The sequence below is a fragment of the Pseudomonas sp. NY11955 genome, from assembly GCF_048068035.1.
Classification (GTDB): domain Bacteria; phylum Pseudomonadota; class Gammaproteobacteria; order Pseudomonadales; family Pseudomonadaceae; genus Aquipseudomonas.
The window spans coordinates 251750-278048 of sequence record NZ_JBLUPS010000009.1 but is presented as its reverse complement, the minus strand read 5'-3'; the positions used below and the strand labels follow the sequence as shown (position 1 = coordinate 278048).

Sequence of the window (26299 nt, the reverse complement as noted above, 5' to 3'; positions counted from 1 at the left end):
CTACCACTCCTCAATCTGGTCGAACGGTTTGGCAGGTGGCTGGTTGTCCGCCTGCGGGTCTGCCATGTCCGTGTCCGCTGGTGGCGTGGTTTTGACAGGTTGTTCCGTTGACTTGAGATGCTGGCGTCGATCCGCGTCGCGCCGCGCCTTGCGCGTGGCTTTCTGCGCAGTGGTCACGATTTCGCGCATCTGCCCGATCATGCGGAACAGCGCCGACTCATCCACCTGTTCGCGCCCTTGCTGCCGCAATTTCGCCAGCGCCTGCCGTTGTTCCCAGAGGGTGACAGCCGGGTGCGACAAGGTACGGTATGGAATTTCCAGATAGTGCTGCCCCTCCGGCTCCAGCACCCAAATGCGGCTGATGTCGCGTGGGTCGCGCCGGATCAGGAACGCAGGCAGGCGGTCGCGCCGAGCTATCCACGGCTTGAGCGCATCGGCGTAGTAGTGGATGTGGTCGATGACGAAGCCAGTGCGGGTCAGGGTGCGGCGGAGGACGGGCAGGAAATCGACCAGAAAAGCCGTGGTGCGAGTGATGACGGTTGGAACGCCGGTACGCGCGACAGCTTCGGCCCAGCGTGCGGCCGGCGGTTGGAGCAGGCCGTTGTGCACGGAGCCGTGATAGGTGCCAACCGCCAATGCGAGCCAGCGTTCCAGCTCGCGCAGTGTCAGGGCGGCCATCTTCTCGGAGGCGTATTCCCCGCGCTGGTCAGGGTTGGAGAAGGTCGTCCCCGGCAATTCGTCGTGGATCATTTGCATCGCCGTGCCGATGATCCGTTCCACGATGCCGCCATAGTGCGGCTGCCCGAGAGGCCGATAGTCCAACCGGATGCCATGCTGCTCGCAGCCACGGCGTAGCGCCTCGCTCTTGAATTCGGCCGCGTTGTCCAGGTAGAGCAGCGCGGGCTTGCCGCTCATCGGCCAGTCCATTTCCACGTCCAACCTTTCCAACCAAGGGCGCTTGTCGCAACCGGCGTGTGCGAGGCACAGGCCGACCGAGACGGCAGATGGCGCTTCTAACGTGACCACCATGCCAACCACGCAGCGGGTGAACACGTCGATGGCGAGGGTCAGGTACGGACGGCCAATCGGTTGCCGGTCGCGCTCGTCCACCACGATCAGGTCGATGACTGTGTGGTCGATCTGTACCTGCTCCAGCGGTGCGGAGACTGGCGGAGGAACACCGCCAACACCTTGCAGGATGCGGGACGCATCCTGGCCTTCCCGAAGTCGAGTGGTCTTGAGTGGATCAAGGCTGGCGATCCGCAACGCGACCGTGTTGCGCGCCGGCATCCGCAGCTTTTGCAGCTTGCACACCCGCGCAACTTCACGGTGGAACGCCGCCAAGCTGCGCTTCTGCTTGGTCAGGAAGCGCTTTTGCAGTAGCTCGCGGATGATTCGTTCGACCGACTCCGGCAAGCGGCCTTTACCTTTGCCACCGCTCGACTGTCCAAGAGCCAAATCAGTGACCAGCCCCGAACCTTGCCGGGCACGGCGGATCAGGACGTAGACCTGCCGCCGGGACAGACCCAGCGCCTGGGCTGCTGCGTCGGCCGCTTCATGCCCGACCGTCTCCGACTGCGCCAACGGCCCAATGATCTCCGCGCGGCAGCGAGCACGCTCCCATGCCTGTTCTGACAGGGTGGCTACGCCGCGCTCGGCAATCGGTACGGTATCGGTCGCCATGCTCGCCTCGCTTTGGTGCACACGAGTATTGAGCATAGACGAGTTTCGTGCAGAGGAGTCCTGATATCGGGCTGTCAGGAGCCGTATGCACAGCAGGCTTCATGTCTCGTTGATTGGTGCAGTCGTCTTCTGAAAATGACAACTGGCGAGAACTCTAACCATTGAGGGAATCGGGTAAAGCCTACGTTCTGGGTCGTGTATAGCGGTTGATTCCGATACTTCTGGCGGGCGCTTTCGACAGCCTTATCAAGGTTTACCAGTAGTGCATCCTGAGCATCGAGAACTTGCGTCTCGGTGCACATACCGGCTTCAAGCAGGGCCTGCCAGGTTGGTTCAAACGTGGCGTACAAGTTGTCGATGTAGCCTAGCCAAGTTGAGCCACTGGCTTCCCAGTTCCACTGATCCGGGGCTGCGACTACCGGCGCCAGGTTTTGCACAACAAGCCGTTTCATCAGCCGATTCCGGATATGGTCAAGGTCGATATCCAGCCCCTGTAACGCCATCTGACCCGTCGCGATGATTCCGGGCTTCAACTCCCTACCCTTAGAGTCGTATACCCCGTTAATCAGCGTTTCCAGGTCATCAGTCAGAACCTGAGCGGGAGCACGCCAAGGACGATCATGGTGCAGGTGCAACAGGGGCGACCATGTAGCGTTGCCCGTCTTGAGGAAGCGACTCCGGGCCGTGCCCTGATTATGGTTGGCCTGGACAAGGTAGATACCCAGCAAGCGCACCAGCTTCAACATTTCCTTGCAGTTGTCCCGGTGTTGCCCATCCGGCAGTAGGTCGGAGAAACGGGCAAGTTCGTCGTGGAGTACCCCTAGTTCTGAATCCACCGGGCACCTGCTGTAATCAGCGGCTTTGACACTGGTCCGCCCTTGCTGGGTGGCGTCCAAGGCTTGCAGCGCTTCCAAGTCTAGCGACTCAAGCTCGGCCAGCGTGTAGCGGCGGTCTAGCGGCTCGGACAGGTCGTCGTCCTGATTCTTGAATACTTTCCTGGCCATACGTAGCCGCATTGTGCGTTGCGGGATATGTTCCAGTTCATCAAGGAAGGTATCCAACTCGGGGCCAAGAAAGTCAGCAAGTTTCTGCAGCACCTGATCCCGTGTCATATCGTCTGTGATGTTCCACTTACGTTTGCGAGCAGTTGCAGGAATCGAGGCGCCAGCCCAGGCGCATACCGGTTTGTTGCCCTGCTTCTGGTTCAGCCACGCAATACCGGTGAATGTGTTTTGCCATGTAGTTAGCCCTGTGCTGCCATCACGACCTACCAGGGGTTGGACGTGGCATAGTTGGAACAGGTCCTGGCCGTGGCCACCACTTGCCCAGCCGTAACGTTGCTTGCGATACACGTACTGGTCGTAGAGTCTGCGAAGTCCATCCGCATCGTTACCCTGGTATGTCTGTACTGTTCCCGCCCGCTTGGCCTGGTCAAGTAACCAATAACCGAAAGGACATTCCAGCAGGCGCTGCTTACGCCGTTCAATCTTCTTTTCCTTGGCGGTCAGGGTTGGCGCTTTTTGCTTTCGCTCCGCTGCCTTGGCACAGGCACTGCTACATGTAGCCCGACCACCGGGTCTGCGTTTGAACATCGCCCCGCAATGGGTGCAGGGGTACTCAAGTTGGTTGTTGCTGTTCTTGGCTGTTGCCATCGGCGTCCGCTCTTGCTGGGATCGAGTTGTTAAAGGTGGCCAGCGTGATAAGCACGTTCAGGCCGTGGGTGGGGTTGGAAATGCCACGCGAGGCCATGAAGGCGAGCAGGCGTGCACTGGCGGTTTCGTTGAGTGAAATTCGCATGTGAAATCTTCCGGAATGTTGAGTTTTAAAATGGGCAAAGCCGCGTGGCACTAGGGGTACAGCCAAGAATCGCGACAAATCCGTACCTACCCCGTTCGACCTTTTCGCCGTTCTGCGGACAGCAGAAGCCCGATGGAATCAGCAGCCTAATTGGCTCGATTGGCGGGATGATTGGCTGGGGTAGGTGAAGCTGGTGGCTCAGGACGAGCCGGGGGAGTGATAATGCTACGACACTTTTCCAATTCGTCAAGAGGAAAAATTGTTTTATTTCAAAAAAATAATTAACGCTAAGATTTAAATCGAAAACGATTTTAGTGCCCCCGACCTATGAGCCGAGGGACAAATATTAGAAAAATTTTTTAAAATGGCAGATCATCATCCCATAGTTCGGACTGATCAACATCGTACAGTTGAACTTGTATTTCTTCCGCTGTATTAGCCTTCTTTAAAAACGTCAGCTCACCCGACTCAATCTGGGCTACAAGTTGCGCTTCAAACGCGTCAAGACTCGCAGCGATAAGTCTGCGACGTGGCCCCAATAGGCCCAGCAAGTTGATTGACGTTCCAGATTTGTGTTCCGATGCACAGTTTTTCAGCAGCTTGATAAAATCCTCGTAACTTTCGGCAATTGTTTCCAAGCCTGAAGCTCTTTTCTCCAAAATAAAAACGGTATTCAGAAGATGCTCGACAATTTCAAGGGCGATTCTGATATCAACGGACTTAGGCTGCTTAATTTCGTGAGCAGCGTCATTGCCTAAAAATCGAATGGCGTGCAACCGCTTCTTATCTCCATTGGAGACATAGCCAGCTTTAAATAACTGATCAATCCGCCGTTGTAGATTGCTACCAGATATATCTAAGCTGTTGCAAACTGCTTCAATGCAAGCCCGCAAGCCAATACTTGCCAGAACATTAGCATTTTGGCTAAGGGCGGTTACGCTTTGAATATAAACCGTCCTGATCAATGGCGGCAGAAAGTAAGTATAAGATAACCCTCTGTGGTTTTTGATCACACTCGGATATACATCAAAAGAAACCGCATGCCTTAAATCCCCATCAGGACTTTCTTCAATCTCATCAAAATCTTCGAATTTTTTCTGGAAAGAGTAAGTGTGACACCCAAGGCATCTCACAATACGCCAACTATGCAGTTCGTCATTCCACTCTTCTTGAACCCTATCAGTAACTTCCGCAGAAATTTCATGGCGGGTACTTCTATAACAAGTACGGCAGTCATTAATTACAACCGAGGTGTTTGACAAGCTCTAACTCCTGTTGAATGACGGGAATTCCATGGATGGCCAAAAGCTACTACCTCCGCAGCGGGCCTGTCCAGACAATCGTAACTCTCACAAATATTTTTGGTGGATTAACACACAACCTGCTGTTCACCGGCCCCCCGGCACTGGCAAGACGTTGCTCGCCAGCCGTCTGCCTGGGCTGCTGCCACCGTTGGATGAGCACGAGGCGCTGGAAGTGGCGGCAATCCAGTCGGTCAGCGGGCATGCCCCCTTGAGCAACTGGCCGCAACGACCGTTTCGCCACCCTCACCACTCCGCGTCCGGGCCGGCGCTAGTGGGTGGTGGTAGCCGGCCACAACCCGGCGAAATTACCCTCGCCCACCACGGTGTGCTGTTTCTCGATGAGCTGCCGGAGTTCGAGCGGCGCGTGCTGGAAGTGTTGCGCGAACCGTTGGAATCGGGCGAGATCGTGATTGCCCGCGCCCGCGACAAGGTGCGTTTCCCTGCACGCTTCCAACTGGTAGCGGCAATGAACCCATGCCCTTGCGGCTACCTGGGCGACCCCACTGGCCGCTGCCGCTGCAGCACCGAGCAGATCGCGCGGTACCGCAACAAGCTGTCCGGGCCACTGCTGGACCGCATCGACCTGCACCTGACCGTGGCCCGCGAGAGCACCACGTTGAACAACCAGCCCTGTGGTGAAACCAGTGCCGATGTAGCGGCCATAGTGGCTCAGGCGCGGGCGGTGCAGCACAGCCGGCAAGGGTGTGCGAATGCTTTTCTCGACCTTGAGGGGTTACGCCACCACTGCAGGTTGGCGGCGGTGGACCAGGCCTGGCTTGAGGGGGCCTGTGAGCGGCTGAGCTTGTCGTTGCGGGCGGCGCACCGGTTGTTGAAGGTGGCGCGCACACTGGCGGACCTGGAGGGTTGTGAGGCGATTGGCCGGGCGCATCTGGCCGAGGCCCTGCAATACCGGCCTGGGAGCAGTTAGATCAGCGTTTCGCGACCCATGGCTGCTCCCCAATGGATCGTGGCCCACCGCTATCGTCTCTTCTTGCAGGACAATGTTTCTCCCTGGCAGCAGATTGTCTGCCCCCTCGCCAACCCCCAGAATTGTCCGCCAAACTGTTCAACCGCTGCCCCGGCAGCTCATGGAGTACGAGCCAATGCCACACGAAGGCAGCCTTCTGCAAACCGCGGTGATCTTCCTGCTTGCCGCCGTCCTCGCCGTCCCCCTGGCCAAGCGCCTGCAACTGGGTGCTGTGCTCGGCTACCTGCTCGCCGGCGTGGTCATCGGCCCGCAAGCGCTGGGCTTGATCCGCGACACCGAAAGCGTGGCGCATATTTCCGAGCTGGGCGTGGTACTGCTGCTGTTCATCATCGGCCTGGAACTGTCGCCCAAGCGCCTGTGGCTGATGCGCAAGTCGGTGTTCGGTGTCGGTACCGCGCAGGTGCTGCTGACCGGTGCGCTGATCGGTGCCATCGCCCTGTTCGGCTTCAGCCAGACACTGCCGGCAGCCATCGTGCTCGGCCTGGGCCTGGCGCTGTCGTCCACCGCCCTTGGCCTGCAGAGCCTGGCCGAGAGCAAGCAACTGAACGCCCCGCACGGCCGGCTGGCGTTCGCCATTCTGCTGTTTCAAGACATCGCCGCCATCCCGCTGATCGCCCTGGTCCCCCTGCTGGCCGCCAGCGGGCCGGACACCGGCCACGGCGACAGCCTGCAACACGGCCTTAAGGTGTTCGCCAGCATCGCCGTGGTGATCATCGGCGGCCGCTACCTGCTGCGCCCGGTGTTCCGCACCGTGGCCCGCACGGGCCTGCCGGAGGTTTCTACCGCCACCGCGCTGCTGGTGGTGATCGGCACCGCCTGGCTGATGGAAGAAGCCGGCATTTCCATGGCCCTGGGCGCGTTCCTCGCCGGCCTGCTGCTGGCCGACTCGGAATACCGCCACGAGCTGGAGTCGCAGATCGAACCGTTCAAGGGCCTGCTGCTGGGGCTGTTCTTCATCAGCGTCGGCATGGGCGCCAACCTGCGCCTGCTGCTGGAAATGCCGCTGGTGGTGCTGGGCCTGACCCTGTTGCTGGTGGCGGTGAAACTGGTGCTGCTGGTCGGTGTCGGTCGCCTGGCCGGCGGCCTGAGCGGCGCCAGCGCGCTGCGCTTGGGCATGGTGCTGGCGGCCGGTGGCGAGTTCGCTTTCGTGGTGTTCAAGCTGGGCAAGGACCAGGGCCTGTTCGACACCCAGACCTACGACCTGCTGCTGATGACCATTACCCTGTCGATGGCCATCACCCCGCTGCTGATGATTGGCTGCGCCCGCGCCCTCAAACGCCCGCAGCCGGTGCGTGAAGTGCCCGAGCAGTACAAGCAGATCCAGGCTGATACACCACGGGTGGTGATCGTCGGCATGGGCCGCATGGGCCAGATCGTCGCGCGTATCCTGCGGGCGCAGAAGATCCCGTTCATTGCCCTGGAAACCTCGGTGGACACCATCGAAATGACGCGCATGTTCGAACAGGTACCGGTGTTCTACGGCGACCCGCTGCGCCCCGAGGTGCTGCATGCGGCCAAGGTGGGTGAGGCGGAGTACTTCATCATCACCATCGACGACCCCGAAGCCGCCATTCATACCGCTGAACGGGTGAAACGCCTGTACCCACACCTGAAAGTGCTGGCCCGCGCACGTAACCGCCAGCATGTGCACAAGCTGGCGGATGTGGGTGCCGAGCCGATTCGCGAGACGTTCTACTCCAGCCTGGAGATGACCCGCCGAGCGCTGGTGGGGCTGGGCTTGAGCGATGATCAAGCGGCGGACCGTATTGCGCGGTTTACCCAGCATGACGAAGAGGTGCTGGTGGCCCAGGGGCAGGTACGCGACGACCGGGCCAAGGTGATGCAGACGGCCAAGGAGGCACGGGTGGAGCTGGAGCGATTGTTTGATTCAGATGCGGATTGAGGGCCTTTGGCGTACGCCTTGGGTGTTGTGGCGCCTGGGAGATCGAGCGCCGCCCGCGCGGCGCATCGCGAGCGAAGCTCGCTCCTACATTTGTTTCTGGCCAGTATTGCCTGTGACAGGCGCGCGCGACCGCCCTGTTTGTACGACGCGATATAGAGCCAAGCGCCAAGGCGTTCGCGCGCAAATCCCACAGGAAAAATTGGCCCGAAACAAATGTAGGAGCGAGCTTCGCTCGCGATGCGCCGCGCGGGCGGCGCTCGATCTCATAGGCGCCAGAAACCTATCGCCAGGCACTTCGAGGCCATTCTGTGGTCTCCCGACGCGCCACTCTCAGCGCCGATGCGGTAGCTAGAACAATTCAGCTAAACCACCCTGTTCTCAGCATCGTCCTACTTCTTTCTGAGCCATTCCTTACACGAATGCATAACCCAAGGATTTATCCTACACACCGTGTCGACACCCGTCTGATTGTCCGGGGAAGGCCTGCTCTCTAGGCTGACCGGGTCGCTGTCGGTTCAGCGATCGGGTGTGGAAACCCGTATCGGTCAGAGGTCTGTCTTCAATGGCAGTTGTGCGCGGGAGGCCGTATGGCCTACCGGGTTGCCTCTCACCGGTTTTCCACCCCGCGTACAACTGCCACCCTTCGCGTGGAAACGGATGGTTGCAGTACAACCTAGAGAGCTTACTGCAATGAAAAAAATCGTCCCCGATCCACCTCTCCCCAACACCACACAACGCCCTTTCAGCCGCTGCGATGCCGGCCATCCCCCATTGTTCACAGTAAACCCAGGCGTTCCGGCCCAGGACGCCCTGGTGCATGTCGCGCAGTACCTATGCGGCGCCTACGACTGTGGCTACAAAGCCTTGGAGCATCTGGATGACACAGGCAAGAGCCTGTTCTGGAGCAACCTGAATGCACTCGAAATGGCGGAAGGGTTGGTCGAGGCATTGCTGGATGGGATTGAGTCGCAGCCAGTAAGTTGAAGCTCATTGCATCAACGCTGAGCAGGTTGCGGTAACCAGCCTGCTCTATATCAATACAGGCTATCGAAGAACTAGCTGCTGCCGACTCACATGACAGCGCAATTGGGCTCACTGCGAAACATCTAGGTTTGAACGATGAAAAGGCCAGCCTGGTAAGCATCAGAACCCCAATGGGCGACATCCGCATTCAGCGCAGTTGTATCCGTCACATCGTCGAGAAACGGCAAGACGCCCGGGAACGCTATGTAAAAGTAGCGCTGGATACGCTAATCGGACCATTTGAGGTGTGGGAGGTTGCCTACACCAATGGCACCTACAGGTTGGCCTTTATTGGTGTATACGAAACCAGGCGGCAGATGCTGGTGGTCGTAACACTCGATCACGGCAAGAGTCTGTGGAATTTCATGCAGTGCGATGCAAAGGCGCTGAACAAGCATCGGCATGGGAAGCTGCTCTACACGCGGTACGCTTTTCTGCCGATCAAAGAAAAGGGCCACTGTAAACAGTGGCCCTGTAATCACGCTTGATATTCATATACACACCCTCAAGCCGGGGTGTGGAGGTCTCACCCGACGCTGATGATCCAGCCATCGACGGGGTTCCTACGCCAGCTATTGCCGCTGAATGGCAGCTGGTTTCGCGCTCAGTCCAAACGCTAACAACACTCTGTGTTCAAGTCAACGGAGGTTTCCAGTGGCAGCCATCCGGCTGGTTACTTGGTATTACTTACCCGCAGTCAGCGCGTTGTAGCTGGTCATCAGGTTCCGATAATCCGGAATGTGGTTGGAGCACAGCGCCGCCAGCCCTTCTACATCGTTGCGCCAGTCGCGGTGCAGTTCGCAAGCCACGCCGAACCAGGTCATCAGCTGGGCGCCCGCCCGGCTCATGCGGTCATGGGCAGCATCGCGGGTCATCTCGTTGAAAGTACCCGAAGCATCAGTCACCACGAACACATCGAACTCTTCTTCCAGGGCCGACAGCGCCGGGAAGGCTACGCAGACCTCGGTCACCACACCGGCAATGATCAGCTGTTTCTTGCCAGTGGCCTTCACCGCTTTGACGAAATCTTCGTTGTCCCAGGCATTGATCTGGCCAGGTCGGGCGATGTATGGCGCATCCGGGAACTGGGCTTTCAGTTCCGGCACCAGCGGGCCGTTGGGGCCTTGCTCGAAGCTGGTGGTGAGAATGGTCGGCAGGTTGAAGAACTTGGCCAGGTCAGCCAGGGCCAGCACGTTGTTCTTGAACTTGTCCGGCTCGATGTCGCGCACCAGCGACAGCAGGCCAGCCTGATGGTCCACCAGCAGCACGGCGGCGTCGTCTTTGTTCAGGCGGTTGTAGGTAAATTTGCTCATGGTCTGTGCTCCTAAGGGTTATGAATTTTTCAGCAGTCCGGGGTGTTTCGCGTTGATGGACACAGATTAAAATCATCACTATCACGGCGGTAGACTGCGAAAAATGCCTTTAGCGTTCCATTTGGAGAACGATCATTGGAAGACCTCAACTCCCTCTATTACTTCACCCAAGTTGTAGAGCACGGCGGCTTCGCCCCGGCCGGCCGGGCGCTGGACATGCCCAAGTCAAAGCTCAGCCGGCGCATCGCCGACCTTGAAGACCGCCTGGGCGTGCGCCTGCTACACCGCACCAGCCGGCACTGCTCGCTGACCGAGATCGGCCAGGCCTACTACAACCGCTGCCTGGCCATGCGCGTGGAGGCCGAGGGCGCGGCGGAGATCATCGAGCGCAACCGCAGCGAACCGCGCGGGCTGGTACGCATCAGCTGCCCGACCACCCTGCTAAACGCCTGGGTCGGGCCGATGCTGACCCGCTACATGCTCAAGTACCCACAGGTGGAGCTGTTCATCGAAAGTACCAACCGCCGTGTCGACCTGCTGCACGAGGGCTTCGACATTGCCTTGCGGGTGCGCTTTCCACCGCTGGAGAACACCGACATGGTCATGAAGGTGCTGAGCAACAGCACCCAGTGCCTGGTCGGACATCCCCAATACCTGGCGCAACTGCCCAAAGGCTTCGACCCACAGCTGCTGGGCACGCTGCCCAGCGTGCATTGGGGCAGTGCCCAGCGCGAATACCAGTGGGAGCTGTTCGAGGGTGAGGGCAGCGGCCGCAGTATCGTCATCCCGCATACACCGCGCATGGTGACTGATGACCTGTTTGCCTTGCGCCACTTCGTGGTGGCCGGGGTGGGTATTGCGCACCTGCCACGCGTCGCGGTACGTGAGGACTTGGCGGCAGGGCGGCTGGTAGAGCTGCTGCCTGAGTGGCACCCGCGTTGCGGGATCGTCCATGCGATCTTCCCGTCGCGGCGTGGGTTGCTGCCGTCGGTGCGAGCGCTGATCGATCATCTGGCTGAGGAATTTGCCATCAGCGACATGGCTTGAGCACCGGCGAAAGCGCCAGCAGTGAAAGAACAGAAAAGGGGGCCAAAAACTGGCCCCCTTCTTCACATCAGTTCAGCTTAGAAAGCAAAGCACGAACAACCCAGCGTCCCCCAGAAGCCCTGGAAATCATTCACCGGCACGCTCGACTGCCGCGCCTTTTCGTGGCTGTGCGCATGCACCCCGCATGGCCCGCTGCACTGGTGCACGGCGGCGGCCAGCGATGGCGCACCAACCCGCCAGTGCCCCGGTACCTTGGCCACTGGCGACCACTCAGGCAACACTGGCACCTGCGGCGGACCGAGCCGGTCGAATTCCGCCGCGCCATACACCACCTTGCCATCTACGATGGTCAGCACCGACTCGATGCCCTTGATCGCCTCTTCATCAACGCTGAAGAAGTCCAGCGACAACGCCGCCAGGTCGGCCAGCTGGCCCACTTTGATCTGGCCCTTCTTGCCCTGCTCGCTGGAGAACCAGGCGCTGCCTTGGGTAAACAGCTGCAGCGCGGTGTCGCGGCTCAGGCCTTCGGGGTACAGCGCCATGCCGCCCACGGTCTTGCCGCTGACCAGCCAGTACAGCGAGGTCCACGGGTTGTAGCTGGACACGCGGGTAGCGTCGGTACCAGCGCCCACCGGCACGCCCATGTCGAGCATGCGCTGGATAGGCGGGGTCTGCTCGGCGGCCTTGGCGCCGTAGCGGTCAACGAAGTACTCACCCTGGAAGGCCATGCGGTCCTGGACGGCAATACCACCGCCCAAGGCGCGCACGCGCTCGATATTCTGCGGGGTGATGGTTTCGGCGTGGTCGAAGAACCATGGCAGGCCGTTGAACGGGATGTCGCGGTTGACCTTCTCGAACACGTCGAGCATGCGCGTGATCGACTCGTTGTAGGTGGCGTGCAGGCGGAACGGCCAGCGCTGCTCGACCAGGTGGCGCACCACCGGTTCCAGCTCTTGTTCCATGGTTTGCGGCAGGTCCGGGCGCGGTTCGAGGAAGTCCTCGAAGTCGGCGGCAGAGAACACCAGCATTTCGCCGGCGCCGTTGTGGCGCAGGAAATCGGTGCCGCTGTGCAGCTTGACGCTGGAGGTCCACTTCTTGAAGTCGTCCAGTTCTTCCTTGGGCTTCTGGGTGAACAGGTTGTAAGCGATACGCACGGTCAGTTGGTTGTTGTCGGCCAGTTCCTGGATCACCGAGTAGTCGTCGGGGAAGTTCTGGTAGCCGCCGCCGGCGTCGATGGCACTGGTCAGGCCCAGGCGGTTGAGTTCACGCATGAACTGGCGGGTGGAGTTGACCTGGTACTCCAGCGGCAGCTTCGGCCCCTTGGCCAGGGTGGCGTAGAGGATCATCGCATTCGGGCGGGCGATCAGCATGCCGGTCGGGTTGCCGAACTTGTCACGCTGGATCTCGCCACCTGCCGGGTTCGGCGTGTCCTTGGTGTAGCCGACAGCCTTGAGCGCGGCGCGGTTGAGCAGCGCACGGTCGTACAGGTGCAGCAGGAACACCGGGATATCGGGGGCTGCCTGGTTGATTTCTTCAAGGGTCGGCATGCGCTTTTCGGCGAACTGGAATTCGTTCCAGCCACCGACCACGCGCACCCACTGCGGGGTTGGCGTACGTGCAGCCTGGTCCTTGAGCATGCGCAGGGCATCGGCCACCGACGGCACGCCTTCCCAACGCAGCTCCAGGTTGTAGTTCAGGCCACCGCGAATCAGGTGCAGGTGCGAGTCGTTGAGGCCCGGGATCACCGTGCGCTGCTTGAGGTCGATGATTTGCGTAGCGGCGCCCTTGTGGGCCATGGCCTCGGCGTCGTTGCCCACGGCGACGAAGCGGCCGTCCTTGATGGCGACAGCGGTCGCGGTGGGCTTTTCGCGGTCAACGGTGTGCAGTTTACCGTTGAACAGAATCAGGTCGGCGGTCATGGAAGCTCCTTGCGTGGATGCGTGGGCGGAACCGGCTTGGCCGGTGAAGGGCAGTGCGGACCAGAGCGCGCCGGCAGCACCGAGCACGGTGCTGGTGGCGAGGAACTGGCGACGGGTCTTGTCGTTGCGGTCCTGGGACATGCTGTTCTCCGTCTCTGGGTGCGGCGGCAGGCGCAACTGCGGGGCATGCCGGTTGATGCAGGGTTGTAGAAGGTTAGCCCTGATCAGGTTTCGTGCCGCCAAGGCTGTACCCTTCGGAGTCAAGCCCGCGACGGCGTGGCTCAACCGCGCAGCCAGTTGGCGCAGCGGCGGGTTACCCAAGGCATGATGTAGAACACCACGGGCAGGATGACGAACAGGTTCACCACCAAGTTGCCGGCGATCGGGCCGCCCAGCTGCGGGAAGCGTGCAAACAGCGGCGCCAGCAGTTGCGGAATGACCATGGTCATCGGGCAAATCACCAAGTAGGTCAGCAGCGCCTGCTTCCAGCGCGGCGGTTGGGCCACCGTGGCGCCCGTTGGGCTAGCGAGCACTTTGTGTTGCAGGCATACGGTCACCACTTCGCGGTTGTCTTGGCGTGCAGTGTTCATCGGCGTTCCTTGGGATGAGCTAGCCCGTATCCCCTGTGCAACGGCGGACGGGCAGTGGATTGGAGGGGTATGCCGACCTGGCCGGGCACCGACTGGCGGTGCCCCGGAAGGTTGGCTTACTTGCCGGCGTTGAAGGCGTTGTAGCTGGTCATTAGGTTGCGATAGTCCGGGATGTGGTTGGAGCACAGCGCGGCCAGGCCTTCGATGTCGTTGCGCCAGTCACGGTGCAGCTCGCAGGCCACGCCGAACCAGGTCATCAGCTGCGCACCGGCCTGGCTCATGCGGTCGTGGGCGGCGTCGCGGGTCATGGCGTTGAAGGTGCCGGAGGCATCGGTCACCACGAAAACGTCGAATTCTTCTTCCAGGGCCGCCAGCGCCGGGAAGGCAACGCACACTTCAGTCACCACGCCGGCGATGATCAGCTGTTTCTTGCCGGTGGCCTTCACCGCTTTGACGAAGTCTTCGTTGTCCCAGGCGTTGATCTGGCCTGGGCGGGCGATGTACGGGGCATCCGGGAACAGCGCTTTCAGTTCCGGTACCAGCGGGCCGTTGGGGCCCTGTTCGAAGCTGGTGGTGAGGATGGTCGGCAGGTTGAAGAACTTGGCCAGGTCAGCCAGGGCCAGCACGTTGTTCTTGAACGCGTCGGGTTCGATATCGCGGACCAGGGACAGCAAGCCAGCCTGGTGGTCGACCAGCAGTACGGCGGCGTCGTCTTTGTTCAGGCGGTTGTATTTGAACTGGGTCATGGTCGTGCTCCTTGGTGTTTTGTTTTTCAGTAAGTGGGGGTGTTTCGCGTTGATGGGTGAAGATTAAAACCGGGACCTTTGGAGCGGTAGATAGCGGTTTTTGGCTTTAGCGTTCTGTTTAAGGAACGATAGATTGGCGTTGGTTTTGCTGGCCTCTTCGCGGGCACGCCCGCTCCCACAGGGATCGCACAAGATTCAGAACCAGCGCATTACCTGTGGGAGCGGGCGTGCCCGCGAAGAGGCCAGCACAGGCTGCCATTGCCTGCCCGGCCAACCTGCTCTATTACTACCCACAGCCCTCCCCTCACCCGAGACCACCATGCTGGCGTTCATCCAGTCGTCCCCGTTGTTGCTCGGTACCGCCCTGATCCTGCTCGACCTGGTGCTCTGGCAAGTCATCCCCATGCAGCGCAGGGCCTGGCGCATCGGCACGCGCCTGATGATCTTCCTGCTGTTCAGCTCAGTGCTGGTGGCCGCCGGCATGAGCCCGTTGCAACCACCGCCCTGGCCCGACGATGTCTCGCGCAACCTGATGGCCACGGTGCTGGCGATCGGCTGGTGGCTGTTCGGCGCACGCACGGTAACGGTGGTGTTCGGCCTGCTCCTGGTGGCCCGTGGCAGCCATGGCGGGCGCTTGCTGCAGGATGTGCTGGGGGCGTTGATCTTCCTGGCCGCCGTGGTGGCTGCCGCAGGCTATGTGATGCAGCTGCCGGTGAAGGGCCTGCTGGCCACCTCCGGGGTAATGGCCATCGTCATCGGCCTGGCGCTGCAGAGCACCCTGGCCGACGTGTTCAGCGGCATCGTGCTGAACACCACGCGGCCCTACCAAATCGGCGACGCCATCTCCATCGATGGCACCGAAGGCAAGGTGCTGGACATCGACTGGCGCGCCACCCGCCTGCTCACCGGCAGCGGCAGCCTGGCGGTGATCCCCAACTCGGTGGCGGCCAAGGCGCGGCTTCTCAACCACAGCCGCCCGGCTGACGTGCACGGGGTGTCCATCAGCGTGGTGGTGCCGGCCAAGGTGCGGCCCAGGCGGGTATTCGATGCACTGGAAAAGGCCCTGCAAGGCGTCAGTGCCATTCTTGTTACGCCAAAACCGAAGGTGACGGTGAAGGCCTCGACGCTGGAGTCCGTGGAGTACGAGGCCAGCGGTTTCGTCGCCGACGCAGACGCCAAGGGCGACGCGCGCAACCAGCTGTTCGACCTGGCGCACCGGCACTTGGAGGCTAGCGGGGTGATGTGGAATGTCGACCTGGCCATGGCGCCGCGCAGTCGGCAGCGCGAAGTGCTGGACGAGGTGCGCGTGTTCCGCTCGCTGAGTGATGAAGAGCGCGATGCGCTAAGCCAGCGCATGACCGCCGTGGAATACCTGGCAGACCAGGTAATCCTGGGCGTGGGCGAGCACTCTGATCATTTGCTGGTGATTGGCAGCGGAGTGGTGTCGGCATCGGTGCGCGATGGCGACAAGCTGCTGGAGGCCGGACGTATGGGGCCGGGTGAAGTGCTGGGGATAGAGGGCATCATCGACGAAGACGATTCGCTGGCCGAGTTCCGCACACTGACCAGTTGCGTGCTTTACCGGATCGACAAGGAACAGGTGAAGAGCTGCCTGCAGCAGCGTGGTGAAGTGCAGACGGCGTTAAGCAAGTTGCAGCGGTTTCGGCGGCAGAACCGGGAGTCGTTGTTGCTGCAGAAGCCGGTTTCGATCAAGAAAGGCGGCTTCCTCAGCTGGCTGCACAAGTAAGCCTGTGCCGGCCTCTTCGCGGGCATGCCCGCGAAAAGCCAGTACTTACAACACAACTCTCAAGCATTGCCCCGCGTGGTACAGCGAGAAGCCGGACTCGTAGAACGCGGTGCGCAGCGAAGGCGCACTCACGCCGCTCATCGGCGAGAACGGAATCGGCAGGCTGTCCGCCTCCCCCTTCAGCAAGAACTCGGCAAACGCCCGGCCAATCACGGTGCCCGTGGTATTACCCCGCCCGTTATAGCCCGTCACCGCCACCAACCCCGGCGCCGGCTCGAACAGGCGCATCAGGTGGTCAGGGGTGAAGTCGATGCAGCCGGTCCAGTGCATTTCCCACTCCACCTTGCCCAGCTCGGGGTAGTAGTGGCTCTGGATACGGTCGGCCCAGCTGCGCACAAACCACGCGGGTTTGTTGTCGACACGGCCCAGGCTGCCGAGCAACAGACGGCCTTGGTCGTCCCGGCGAATGCTGCTGAGCACGGTGCGGGTGTCCCACGAGCCCTGGCCATGCGGCAGCACCTTGTCGGCCGCCGCGCCCTGCAAAGGCTTGGAAGCGACCTGGTAGTAATAACCGCGGAAAAACTGCTTCTGCAGGTTGCTCCAGTCGCCTTCGGTGTAGGCACCAGTGGAAATCACCACCTTGTCGGCGCGCACGGAACCGCGTGCTGTCTTCACCCGCCAAGCGTCGCCATCACGCTCCAGGCCTTCGACCGAAGACTGCTGGAACAGCTTACCGCCCAGGCGTGCCACAGCGGCGGCCAGGCCCTGGGTGTAGCCCATCGGGTTGATGGTGCCGGCACGGCGGTCCAGCAGCGCGGCGGAAATCTTGTCGGTACCGCAGTATTCCTGGCACTGGGCGCCGGTCAGCAGCTCGACGTCGGCACCCCGGCGGCGCCATTGTTCATGGCGGGCTTCGAGGTCGGCGATGCCGGTGGCGTTGTGCGCCATGTGGAGCGTGCCTTTGTGCTGGGCCTGGCAGTCGATACCAAGGCGCTCGATCATGGCGAACACTTCCGCCGGGGCTTCGCCGAGCACCTTGTTCAGGCGGCTGCCTTGCTTCTGGCCGAGGGTGGCCTCGACGTCATCGGGACGGATCCAGGTGCCGGCGTTGACCAGGCCGACGTTGCGCCCGGAGCCACCATGGCCGATCTTCCAGGCTTCCAGCAGGATCACCGACTTGCCCTGTTCGAGCAGGTGGATGGCCGCCGACAGGCCGGTAATACCGCCACCGATCACGCAGACATCGGCCTTGTGCTCACCGGCCAGGGCCTGGGCGGCAACGCTCGGTTTGCTGACGAATTCCCACAAGCATTCTTGACGCAGTTCGGACATGGCCCGGCTCCAGCTATTTGTTCTTGTTTGGGGCCGCTGTGCGGCCCATCGCGGGCAAGCCCGCTCCTACAGGGATCGCGTAAGCGCCATCAATCCCTGTAGGAGCGGGCTTGCCCGCGAACCGGGGGCCAGGCCCCCGGCCATGCAGCATCAAACCATCAGTCGAACACGATACCCTGTGCCAGCGGCAGCTCGCGCGAGTAGTTCACGGTGTTGGTCTGGCGACGCATGTAGCCTTTCCAGGCATCCGAACCCGACTCACGGCCACCGCCGGTTTCCTTCTCGCCACCGAACGCACCACCGATCTCGGCGCCGCTGGTACCGATGTTGACGTTGGCGATGCCGCAGTCGCTGCCCGAGGCGCTCTGGAAGCGCTCGGCTTCACGAATGTCGGTGGTGAAGATGCACGACGACAGGCCTTGTGGCACTTCGTTGTTCAGGCGCAGGGCCTCTTCGAAGTCATCGTAGGCCAGCACGTACAGGATCGGGGCGAAGGTTTCGTGGCGCACTACGTCGCTCTGCGCCGGCATTTCGGCAATGGCAGGCGATACGTAGTAGGCGTTCGGGTACTGGTCGGCCAGCTGACGCTCGCCACCAAACACCTGGCCACCTTCGTCGCGGGCCTTGGCCAGCGCGCCCTGCATGGCGTCGAACGACAGCTTGTCGATCAGAGGGCCAACCAGGTTTTCCTTGCGTGGGTCGCCGATGCGCACTTTGCCGTAGGCGGCTTTGACGCGGGCAACCACTTCGTCCTTGATCGAGCGGTGCACGATCAGGCGACGCAGGGTGGTGCAACGTTGGCCGGCGGTGCCGACAGCCGAGAACAGGATGCCGCGCACGGCCAGGTCCAGGTCTGCACTCGGGGCCAGGATCATGGCGTTGTTGCCACCCAGTTCGAGGATGCTGCGGCCAAAGCGGGCTGCCACGCGTGGGCCGACTTCACGCCCCATGCGGGTGCTGCCGGTAGCGCTGACCAGTGGTACGCGTGGGTCATCGACCATGGCTTCGCCAGCTTCACGGCCGCCGATCACCAGCTGTGCCAGGCCAGCCGGGGCATCGCCGAAGGCTTTCAGGGCTTTTTCGAACAGCGCCTGGCAGGCCAGGGCGGTCAGCGGGGTTTTCTCGGACGGTTTCCACACCACCGAGTTACCGGCCACCAGGGCCAGGGCGGTGTTCCAGGCCCATACCGCGACCGGGAAGTTGAAGGCGCTGATCACGCCGACCACGCCCAGCGGGTGCCAGGTTTCACGCATGTGGTGGCCAGGGCGCTCGGAAGCGATGGTCAGGCCGTACAACTGGCGCGACAGGCCAACGGCGAAATCGCAGATATCGATCATTTCCTGCACTTCGCCCAGGCCTTCCTGGGTGATCTTGCCGGCTTCGATCGAGACCAGCTCGCCGAGGTCGGCCTTGTGCTCGCGCAGCACTTCACCGAACAGGCGCACCAGTTCACCACGGCGCGGGGCCGGCACGCTGCGCCAGGCTTCGAAGGCGCTCTGGGCCTGATCGATGCGGGCGATGGTCTCGGCTTTGCCGAGCAGTTTCACCGAGGCGATCTGGCTGCCGTCGATCGGCGTGTGAACAGGGTAGTCGCCCTGGGTGTAAGCCTCGGCGGCAACGCCAAGGCGCTCGAGCAATCCAGCAACCATTTGTGCTTCTCCTACATCGGGTGATGGGGTGGAAAAATGATGTGGATCAGTATTAATCCGATCACATAGGGACAACAAACGACCTTTATTCCGCATATCATTCCGTCAGGTAATGATTTGAGCCGTAGAGATCGCTATGTCCAAACGCTTGGTGCCTTCCATGACCGCCCTGCAGTGCTTCGAGGCTGCAGCCCGCCATTTGAGCTTTACCCGTGCCGCCGAAGAACTGCACCTGACCCAGAGCGCGGTCAGCAAGCAGGTGGCGCAACTTGAGGACATGCTGCGCCACCATCTGTTCCTGCGCATCCGCCGGCGCTTGCAGCTGACCCCGGCCGGCAGCCTGTACCTGGCCGAGGTCAACAAGATCCTCACCCAGGTGGATATGTCCAGCCGCTACGTGCTCACCTACGGCGAGCAGACCGAAATACTTAAAGTAGCCACTCAACCAAGTTTTGGCGTGCGCTGGCTGATCCCGCACCTGAAGGGTTTTGGCAAACGGCACAGCAATATCCACCTGGACATCCGCAACGAGATGGAGCCGTTCGCCTTGCTGCAAGGGTCGGCGGACGTGGTGTTCTTCTATGGCCAAGGCACCTGGCCGGGGGCCACGTGCGTGGAGCTGTTCCGTGAAGAGGTGGTGCCGGTGTGCGCGCCGGAGCTGCTGGCCGGGCGAACGCTGGGCAATGCCGCAGAGCTGGCCGACCTGGTGCTGTTGCAGAGCACGTCGCGACCGGAGGCCTGGCATGAGTGGTTCCTGGAGCAAGACCTGCAGAGCGTCAGCGCCTATCACGGGCCACGCTTCGATACGTTCTATATGGCGTTGAGCGCGGCGCAGGCCGGGTGCGGGGTGGCGTTGGTGCCGCGTTACCTGGCGGCGAAGGAGCTGGCTGAAGGAAGCCTGGTGGTGCCGTGGAACCATGCGATGCGCAGTGCGGGGGCGCATTATTTGGCGTATGCCGAGCATGCGGCGGAGGTGCCCAAGGTAAGGGCGTTGGTGGAATGGATTCGCGAGCAGCTTCAGGCTTGAGGGCCTCTTCGCGGCTAAAGCCGCTCCCACCGGGACCGTGCAAGGTCTGAACCCAGTGCACTACCTTGTGGGAGCGGGCGTGCCCGCGAATAGGCCCTTGAGGTCGATCATAAAAGGAATGACACACTCACTTTTTTTCGCTTGTGAGCAAAGTGCATTCCCAGCTTTCATGTAAGCGTCCGAACCCAACCAGGAAGCTAGCGATGCCCGCCCACGATTTCGTCAGCCCAGACAGCATCCGCGCGCAGTTCTCTGCCGCCATGTCGCTCATGTACAAACAGGAAGTGCCGCTGTACGGCACGCTGCTGGAGCTGGTGAGCGAAATCAACCAGCAGGTCATGGCCCAGCAACCCGAAGTTGCCGAGGCCCTGCGCTGGACCGGCGAAATCGAGCGCCTGGACCACGAACGCCACGGCGCCATCCGCGTGGGCACCGCCGAAGAACTGGCCACCATCGCCCGCCTGTTCGCCGTCATGGGCATGCAGCCAGTCGGCTACTACGACCTCAGCTCCGCCGGCGTGCCAGTGCATTCCACGGCCTTCCGCGCGGTGCACGAGCAGTCGCTGCACGTCAGCCCGTTCCGCGTGTTCACCTCGCTGCTGCGCCTGGAACTGATCGACAACCCACAATTGCGCGAGCTGGCCCAGAGCATCCTGGCCAAGCGCCAGATCTTCACCACCCGCGCCCTCGAACTGATCGCCCAGTGCGAGCGCGATGGCGGCCTGAACGCCGCGGATGCCGAGGCGTTCGTGCAGGAAGCGCTGCACACTTTCCGCTGGCACCATGACGCCACCGTGACTGCCGAGCAATACCAGCAACTGCACGACCAACATCGCCTGATCGCCGATGTAGTGGCCTTCAAGGGCCCGCACATCAACCACCTGACGCCGCGTACCCTGGACATCGATGCAATCCAAGTCGGCATGCCGGCCAAGGGCATCCCACCGAAGGCCGTGGTCGAAGGCCCGCCCACCCGCCGCCACCCGATCCTGCTGCGCCAGACCAGCTTCAAGGCCCTGCAGGAAAAAGTCGCGTTCAGTGACCAGCAAGGCAGCGAAGGCAGCCACACCGCGCGCTTTGGCGAGATCGAGCAACGCGGCGCGGCCCTGACGCCGAAAGGTCGCCAGCTGTACGACACGCTGCTGGACGCTACCCGCGCTGCGCTGGGTGGTGCTCCGGCCGAGGCCAATGCCGAGCGCTACATGGCGCTGCTGAAGGCAACCTTTGCCGAATTCCCGGACGACCTGGCACAGATGCGTGAACAGGGCCTGGCGTATTTCCGCTACTTCGCCACCGAGAAAGGCCTGGCCGCGCGTGACCAGGAAGGCCGCCCTACTACCCTGCAAGGGCTGATCGACGCTGGCCATGTGCACTTCGAGGCGCTGGTGTACGAGGACTTCCTGCCGGTGAGTGCGGCCGGCATCTTCCAGTCCAACCTGGGTGACGATGCGCAAGCCGAGTACGGCAGCAACGCCAACCGCGATGCCTTCGAAGCGGCGTTGGGGCTGCAGGTGCAGGATGAGCTGGCGCTGTATGCGCAAAGCGAGCGGCGCTCGCTGCAGGCTTGTGCACAGGCGTTGAACCTGGGCTCGATGTAAGGCTTTGCGACCTTTTCGCGGGTGAATCGCATCACCTGTAGGAGCAGCCTTGTGCTGCGAAGAGGCCGGTGAGGCTAAAGATCATCTTCGCCGGCAATGGCCTCTTCGCAGCACAAGGCTGCTCCTACAGGGCTTGTGTTCGCCTTGATATCGGCGCTGGCCAGGTGATCAGAGAGGCGGCAGGATTTCCACATCCGGCAAATCCATCGCCGCCACCTCGTCCTCCAAGAAATCACTCAAGCGCCGCAGCCGCTCGCCACCCGGCCGCGTACGCGGCCACACCAGGTAGTAGTCCATCCCGCTGGGCACGGCTGTCGGCCAGGGCAGGCTCAACCTTCCCTGCGCCACGTCCTCGGCCACCATCAGCAAATCGCCCATGGAAATGCCATAGCCACGCGCCGCGGCAATCATGCCCAGCTCCAGGGTGTCGAACACCTGCCCGCCCTTGAGCGAAACCCTGTCGCTCAGCCCCATACGCTCCAGCCATTCCCGCCAGTCGCGCTTGTCCACCGTGGGGTGCAGCAGTTCGATCGAGGCCAGCCGGCGCTCGTCCCACGGCCCGTCGTCGAGCAGGTCTGGCGCCCCCACGGGGATCAGCAACTCCGCAAACAGCTTGCGCACCTCCCAGTCCGGCGGGAATGCGCCGTCGCTGAGCAGCACCGCGCAGTCGAACGGTTCCTGGTTGAAGTCCACATGGTCAACATCCATCCAGGCGCTGGTCAGCTGCACTTCATTACCCGGCTGCAGGTGGCGAAAGCGGCTAAGGCGCGCCAGCAACCAGCGCATGGTCAGGGTCGAGGGCGCCTTCATGCGCAGGATGTCGTCCTCGCCACGCAAGGTCTCGCAGGCCCGCTCCAGCGCCGCGAAACCTTCGCGCACACCTGGCAGCAGCACCCGCGCCGCCTCGGTCAGTTGCAGGCTGCGACCACTGCGCACGAACAGCCGGCAGGCGAAGTGATCTTCCAGGGTACGGATATGGCGGCTGATTGCGCTCTGGGTAATCGACAGTTCTTTACCGGCACGGGTGAAGGAGCTGAGCCGCGCGGCGGCTTCGAATGCGCGCAGAGCATACAGCGGAGGGAGCTGACGGGACATGAGGCACCTGCCATACGGGGCTGTGGAGCAAATTACCGAGAAGCATATATGCATGAGTCAGACTCATGCCAACCATCGGATTTATCCTTTTGTGCAAAGTTGACCAAAGCCTCAGAATCGCCGTTCGTTCATCACCTCAGGAAGAAGGACCGCCTCCATGCACGTCGCGCCCACCACAGAACTCAAGGCTTTGCTGCGCCTGGCCGGGCCGCTGATCGCCTCGCAGTTGGCGCACATGCTGATGGTGCTGACCGACACCCTGATGATGGCCCGCATCAGCCCACAGGCCTTGGCCGGTGGCGGCCTGGGGGCGGCCAGCTACTCGTTCGTGTCGATCTTCTGCCTGGGCGTTATCGCCGCGGTCGGCACCCTGGTGGCGATTCGCAAGGGTGCCAACGACATCGAAGGTGCCACCCGCCTGGCGCAGAACGGCTTGTGGCTGGCCTGGGGCCTGGCGCTGTTCGCCGCACTGGTGCTGTGGAACCTTGAGCCGGTGCTGCTGCTGTTCGGGCAAAAGCCCGAAAACGTAGCCTCGGCCGCCGAGTTCCTCACCCTGCTGCCGCTGGCCCTGCCCGGCTACCTGACCTTCATGGCCTTGCGCGGCTTCACCAGCGCACTGGGCCGCTCGACCCCGGTGATGGTCATCAGCCTGGTCGGCACCGTGCTCAACTACCTGTTCAACGTGGCGCTGATCGAAGGCATGTTCGGCCTGCCCAAGCTGGGCTTGATGGGCATCGGCCTGGTTACCGCCGTGGTGTCGATGGGCATGGCCATTGCCCTGGCACTGTATATCCGTTGGCACTCGGCCTATGCCGACTACCCGCTGCGCAAGGGCCTGTCGCGCCCATCGCTGCCGGCCCTGCGCGAGCTGTGGCGGCTGGGCCTGCCGATTGGCGGCACCTACATGGTGGAAGTGGGCCTGTTCGCCTTCGCCGCGCTGTGCATGGGCGTGCTGGGCAGCACCGAGCTGGCAGCGCACCAGATCGCCCTGCAAATCGTTTCCACGGCGTTCATGGTGCCGACGGGCTTGTCCTATGCGGTCACCATGCGCGTGGGCCTGTACTACGGCGCGGGCAACTTGCTGGCGGCGCGCAGCGCCGGGCGCGTGGGTATCGGCTTCGGGGCAATGATCATGTTTGCCTTTGCCGCGCTGTTCCTGCTGCTGCCCGAGGCGCTGGTGGGGCTGTTCATCGACCGTAATGACCCAGCCTTCGCCGCGATCTTCCAGGTGGCCGTGCAGTTGTTGATGGTGGCGGCGTGGTTCGAGCTGTTCGATGGCATGCAGACGATTGCCATGGGCTCGATCCGCGGGCTGAAGGATGCCAAGACCACCTTCCTGATCGGGCTGGTGTGCTACTGGCTGGTGGGGGCGCCGAGTGCCTGGTTGTTCACCTTTACCCTGGGCGGTGGCGCAGTGGGGATCTGGTGGGGGCTTGCGCTGGGGTTGGCGTGCGCGGCGGTGGCGCTGACGTTTGGCTTTGAGTGGCGGATGAAGCGGTTGCTAGGCAAGGCAGGGGGTCGTGCTGAGGCTACTGCTTCGGCCTGACTTCAGGGCCTCTTCGCGGGCACGCCCGCTCCCACAGGGACTGCACAGTGTTCAATACCTGTGGTGTACCTGTGGGAGCGGGCGCGCCCGCGAAGAGGCCCTAAAGGACAGCATCCAGCTGACGGCCGGGCACATTTAGCAAGAAATCGATCAATTCACCTACCGGCAGTGGCTTGCTGACCAAGAAGCCCTGCACCTGGTCACAACCAAACCCGCGCAACAACGCCAGTTGCTCTTCACTCTCCACCCCCTCGGCCACCACCTCCAGGTTGAGGTTGTGCGCCAGGTTGATCATGGCGTGCACCAGCTTGCGGTTTTCCTCGCGCATTTCCATTTCAGCCACAAAGCTGCGGTCCACCTTGAGCAAGGCGATCGGCAGGCTGTTGAGGTGCACGAACGAAGAAAAGCCGGTGCCGAAATCGTCGAGGGAGAAGCGCACGCCCAGGCGGCCGAGAGCGTCCATGGTCTGGCGCACCAGCTCGTTGCGGCGCATCACCGCCGTTTCGGTCAGTTCAAACTCCAGCCAACGGGCGTCTACGCCATGCTCAAGGATCAACCGGCTCAAGGTGGCCAGCAACTGGCTGTCCTGGAACTGGCGGAAGCTGAGGTTTACCGCCATGTGCAACGGCTCCAGGCCGCGCTCGCACAGTGCCTGCATGTCGCGCAGGGCGCGGGAAATCACCCAGTAGCCCAAGGGCACGATCAGGCCGCTCTGCTCGGCCAGGGGCACGAACTCGCTGGGCGGCAACAGCCCGCGCTCGGCATGCCGCCAGCGCACCAGCGCCTCCAGGCCGACGATGCGCCCGTCTGCCAGGTTCAGCCGCGGCTGATAGTGCAGCTCCAGCTCGTCACGGCGCAGGGCGCGGCGCAGTTCGCTTTCCAGGTCGGCAAGGCTGCGGGCATTGCGGTTGATGCGTTCGTTGAACACATGGAAGGTGCAGCCCTGGCTGCCCTTGGCCTGACGCATGGCAATGTGGGCGTGCCACATCAACGGGTCGGCACCACCCTGCGCGCGGGCGTGGGCCAGCCCCAGGCTGCAACCCAGCAGCAGGCTTTCGCCGTCGATCCAGTAGGGTTCGGCCAAGGCCTCGACGATGCGTTCGGCAATCCATTCGGCGCGGTTGGCGTCACGCCGGGTGTCGATCAGCAGGGCGAATTCGTCGCTGCCCAGACGCGCCAGTTGGTCGCCCGCCTCCAGCTGGTTCTGCAGCCGAGCCACCACCTGCAAGATCAGGCGGTCGCCGCTCTGGTGGCCGAGGGCATCGTTGACGTGGCGGAAGTTGTCCAGGTCCAGGTGGCCCAGGGCAACACCACGGCCGTCGTTTTCGGCCAGGCGCGCCGTCAGCAAGGCTTGGAAACCTTGACGGTTGGCGATGCCGGTCAATGGGTCCTGCTCGGCCAGGCGCTGCAAGGTGGCCACCAGCACGCCCCGCTCACGCACATGGCGCAGCGAGCGGCGCAAAGTGTCGGCATTGAGTTGGCCACGCACCAGCCAGTCGCTGACAGCGCTGGGCGCTACCTCGGGCTCGTGGTCGAGCAGCAGGATGGTCGGCAGGTCGCAGCGCCCGGGCACCGGCTGCAGGGCCGGGGTTGCCAGCACCACGGCCTGGCGGTCATGGCTGAACAGGCTGTCGACCGCCTCCCAGTTCGGGGCGGTCAGCAGCACCGCACTGCCGCTCAGGGCAGGCATGCATGCGTGCAACAAGGCGGCCCATTCCGGCTCATCAGCCAACAGCAGCAAACGCAAAGGTTCGACAGGCGTGGACAAGCGGACTCCTTAGGGCTTCACGGTGCAACGGTAACTGGCGGGTATGCTACTGCATTTAATGAAAATGATTTTCACTTTTATACATGTTTTTACGGGCGTAGCATCCCGACGTATTTTGTCGTGCATCCTGCTCGAAACGAGCCGAACCAGCAAATATGATTTTTTCAGCTACTAGAATTAGTGGCGCTAATAGTAGGCCGGAGAAAAGTCTGACTCAGACGTCA

At 62.0% G+C, this 26299-nt stretch carries 20 protein-coding genes and 1 pseudogene; 9 read left to right on the top strand and 12 right to left on the bottom strand.

Translation table 11 applies throughout. The annotated features are described in order from the left end of the window. The 4 genes from ACNFBR_RS18725 to ACNFBR_RS18710 all read right to left on the bottom strand — a co-directional run bounded on the left by ACNFBR_RS18725 (position 1) and on the right by ACNFBR_RS18710 (position 4742). The gene (locus ACNFBR_RS18725) at positions 1 to 1683 is read right to left on the bottom strand and encodes a Mu transposase C-terminal domain-containing protein (RefSeq protein WP_011494284.1); all 1683 of its coding nucleotides are present in this window, start codon (positions 1681 to 1683) and stop codon (positions 1 to 3) included. Between the two features lie 74 nt (positions 1684 to 1757). Next, positions 1758 to 3335: a hypothetical protein gene (locus ACNFBR_RS18720; protein ID WP_416736264.1), complete on the bottom strand. Its 1578-nt coding sequence runs from the start codon at positions 3333 to 3335 to the stop codon at positions 1758 to 1760. Continuing rightward, positions 3301 to 3480 (bottom strand): hypothetical protein, encoded by a 180-nt coding sequence (locus ACNFBR_RS18715; protein ID WP_416736263.1) that lies wholly within the window; start codon positions 3478 to 3480, stop codon positions 3301 to 3303. The genes ACNFBR_RS18720 and ACNFBR_RS18715 overlap by 35 nt, the downstream gene beginning before the upstream one ends. Before the next feature lie 359 nt (positions 3481 to 3839). Further along, the gene (locus tag ACNFBR_RS18710) at positions 3840 to 4742 is read right to left on the bottom strand and encodes a DUF4145 domain-containing protein (RefSeq protein WP_416736262.1); all 903 of its coding nucleotides are present in this window, start codon (positions 4740 to 4742) and stop codon (positions 3840 to 3842) included. Between the two features lie 133 nt (positions 4743 to 4875). Here ACNFBR_RS18710 and ACNFBR_RS18705 point away from each other — a divergent pair. The 4 genes and pseudogenes from ACNFBR_RS18705 to ACNFBR_RS18690 all read left to right on the top strand — a co-directional run. Beyond that, a pseudogene (locus ACNFBR_RS18705) lies at positions 4876 to 5712 on the top strand (YifB family Mg chelatase-like AAA ATPase); the annotation flags it as partial. Positions 5713 to 5887: 175 nt separating this feature from the next. Next, a complete protein-coding gene (locus ACNFBR_RS18700; protein ID WP_416736261.1) occupies positions 5888 to 7675 on the top strand; it encodes a monovalent cation:proton antiporter-2 (CPA2) family protein in 1788 nt (595 codons plus the stop codon). Positions 7676 to 8365: 690 nt separating this feature from the next. Continuing rightward, positions 8366 to 8659 (top strand): DUF3077 domain-containing protein, encoded by a 294-nt coding sequence (locus ACNFBR_RS18695; RefSeq protein ID WP_416736260.1) that lies wholly within the window; start codon positions 8366 to 8368, stop codon positions 8657 to 8659. Between the two features lie 128 nt (positions 8660 to 8787). Further along, positions 8788 to 9186 carry a PBECR2 nuclease fold domain-containing protein gene (locus tag ACNFBR_RS18690; RefSeq protein WP_416736259.1) on the top strand — a complete coding sequence of 133 codons (399 nt, stop codon included), beginning with the start codon at positions 8788 to 8790 and terminating at the stop codon, positions 9184 to 9186. A gap of 195 nt (positions 9187 to 9381) precedes the next feature. On the opposite strand, the gene ycaC (ACNFBR_RS18685) is transcribed toward ACNFBR_RS18690, so the two are convergent. Next, positions 9382 to 10011 (bottom strand): isochorismate family cysteine hydrolase YcaC, encoded by a 630-nt coding sequence (ycaC, locus tag ACNFBR_RS18685; protein WP_416736258.1) that lies wholly within the window; start codon positions 10009 to 10011, stop codon positions 9382 to 9384. 135 nt (positions 10012 to 10146) lie between these two features. Here ycaC (ACNFBR_RS18685) and ACNFBR_RS18680 point away from each other — a divergent pair, with 135 nt between their 5' ends. After that, entirely contained in the window at positions 10147 to 11058 is a 912-nt protein-coding gene (locus ACNFBR_RS18680; RefSeq protein ID WP_416736257.1) for a LysR substrate-binding domain-containing protein, read from the top strand. Between the two features lie 77 nt (positions 11059 to 11135). Here the strand turns inward: ACNFBR_RS18680 and ACNFBR_RS18675 are convergent, their stop codons facing one another. The 3 genes from ACNFBR_RS18675 to ycaC (ACNFBR_RS18665) form a co-directional block, all read right to left on the bottom strand. After that, positions 11136 to 12977 carry an amidohydrolase gene (locus ACNFBR_RS18675; RefSeq protein ID WP_416736268.1) on the bottom strand — a complete coding sequence of 614 codons (1842 nt, stop codon included), beginning with the start codon at positions 12975 to 12977 and terminating at the stop codon, positions 11136 to 11138. A 281-nt stretch (positions 12978 to 13258) separates the two neighbouring features. After that, on the bottom strand, positions 13259 to 13567 hold the full coding sequence (locus ACNFBR_RS18670) for a hypothetical protein (RefSeq protein ID WP_416736256.1): 309 nt from the start codon (positions 13565 to 13567) through the stop codon (positions 13259 to 13261). A 116-nt stretch (positions 13568 to 13683) separates the two neighbouring features. Continuing rightward, positions 13684 to 14313 (bottom strand): isochorismate family cysteine hydrolase YcaC, encoded by a 630-nt coding sequence (gene ycaC, locus ACNFBR_RS18665; protein ID WP_416736255.1) that lies wholly within the window; start codon positions 14311 to 14313, stop codon positions 13684 to 13686. A gap of 319 nt (positions 14314 to 14632) precedes the next feature. Between ycaC (ACNFBR_RS18665) and ACNFBR_RS18660 the strand changes: the two genes are divergently transcribed. Continuing rightward, a complete protein-coding gene (locus ACNFBR_RS18660; RefSeq protein ID WP_416736254.1) occupies positions 14633 to 16060 on the top strand; it encodes a mechanosensitive ion channel domain-containing protein in 1428 nt (475 codons plus the stop codon). A 45-nt stretch (positions 16061 to 16105) separates the two neighbouring features. Here the strand turns inward: ACNFBR_RS18660 and ACNFBR_RS18655 are convergent, their stop codons facing one another. Beyond that, positions 16106 to 17392, bottom strand: a complete 1287-nt coding sequence (locus ACNFBR_RS18655; RefSeq protein ID WP_416736253.1) for an NAD(P)/FAD-dependent oxidoreductase — start codon at positions 17390 to 17392, stop codon at positions 16106 to 16108. A 158-nt stretch (positions 17393 to 17550) separates the two neighbouring features. After that, positions 17551 to 19041 carry an aldehyde dehydrogenase family protein gene (locus ACNFBR_RS18650; protein WP_416736252.1) on the bottom strand — a complete coding sequence of 497 codons (1491 nt, stop codon included), beginning with the start codon at positions 19039 to 19041 and terminating at the stop codon, positions 17551 to 17553. Positions 19042 to 19177: 136 nt separating this feature from the next. Here ACNFBR_RS18650 and ACNFBR_RS18645 point away from each other — a divergent pair, with 136 nt between their 5' ends. Both ACNFBR_RS18645 and ACNFBR_RS18640 read left to right on the top strand, forming a co-directional pair. Continuing rightward, a complete protein-coding gene (locus ACNFBR_RS18645) occupies positions 19178 to 20068 on the top strand; it encodes a LysR family transcriptional regulator (RefSeq protein ID WP_416736251.1) in 891 nt (296 codons plus the stop codon). A gap of 203 nt (positions 20069 to 20271) precedes the next feature. Continuing rightward, on the top strand, positions 20272 to 21666 hold the full coding sequence (locus tag ACNFBR_RS18640) for a VOC family protein (RefSeq protein ID WP_416736250.1): 1395 nt from the start codon (positions 20272 to 20274) through the stop codon (positions 21664 to 21666). Between the two features lie 168 nt (positions 21667 to 21834). On the opposite strand, the gene ACNFBR_RS18635 is transcribed toward ACNFBR_RS18640, so the two are convergent. Beyond that, the gene (locus tag ACNFBR_RS18635; RefSeq protein ID WP_416736249.1) at positions 21835 to 22761 is read right to left on the bottom strand and encodes a LysR substrate-binding domain-containing protein; all 927 of its coding nucleotides are present in this window, start codon (positions 22759 to 22761) and stop codon (positions 21835 to 21837) included. A 157-nt stretch (positions 22762 to 22918) separates the two neighbouring features. Here ACNFBR_RS18635 and ACNFBR_RS18630 point away from each other — a divergent pair, with 157 nt between their 5' ends. After that, the gene (locus ACNFBR_RS18630) at positions 22919 to 24307 is read left to right on the top strand and encodes a NorM family multidrug efflux MATE transporter (RefSeq protein WP_416736248.1); all 1389 of its coding nucleotides are present in this window, start codon (positions 22919 to 22921) and stop codon (positions 24305 to 24307) included. Between the two features lie 100 nt (positions 24308 to 24407). On the opposite strand, the gene ACNFBR_RS18625 is transcribed toward ACNFBR_RS18630, so the two are convergent. Further along, the gene (locus tag ACNFBR_RS18625) at positions 24408 to 26075 is read right to left on the bottom strand and encodes a putative bifunctional diguanylate cyclase/phosphodiesterase (protein ID WP_416736247.1); all 1668 of its coding nucleotides are present in this window, start codon (positions 26073 to 26075) and stop codon (positions 24408 to 24410) included. Between the last annotated feature and the right edge of the window lie 224 nt (positions 26076 to 26299).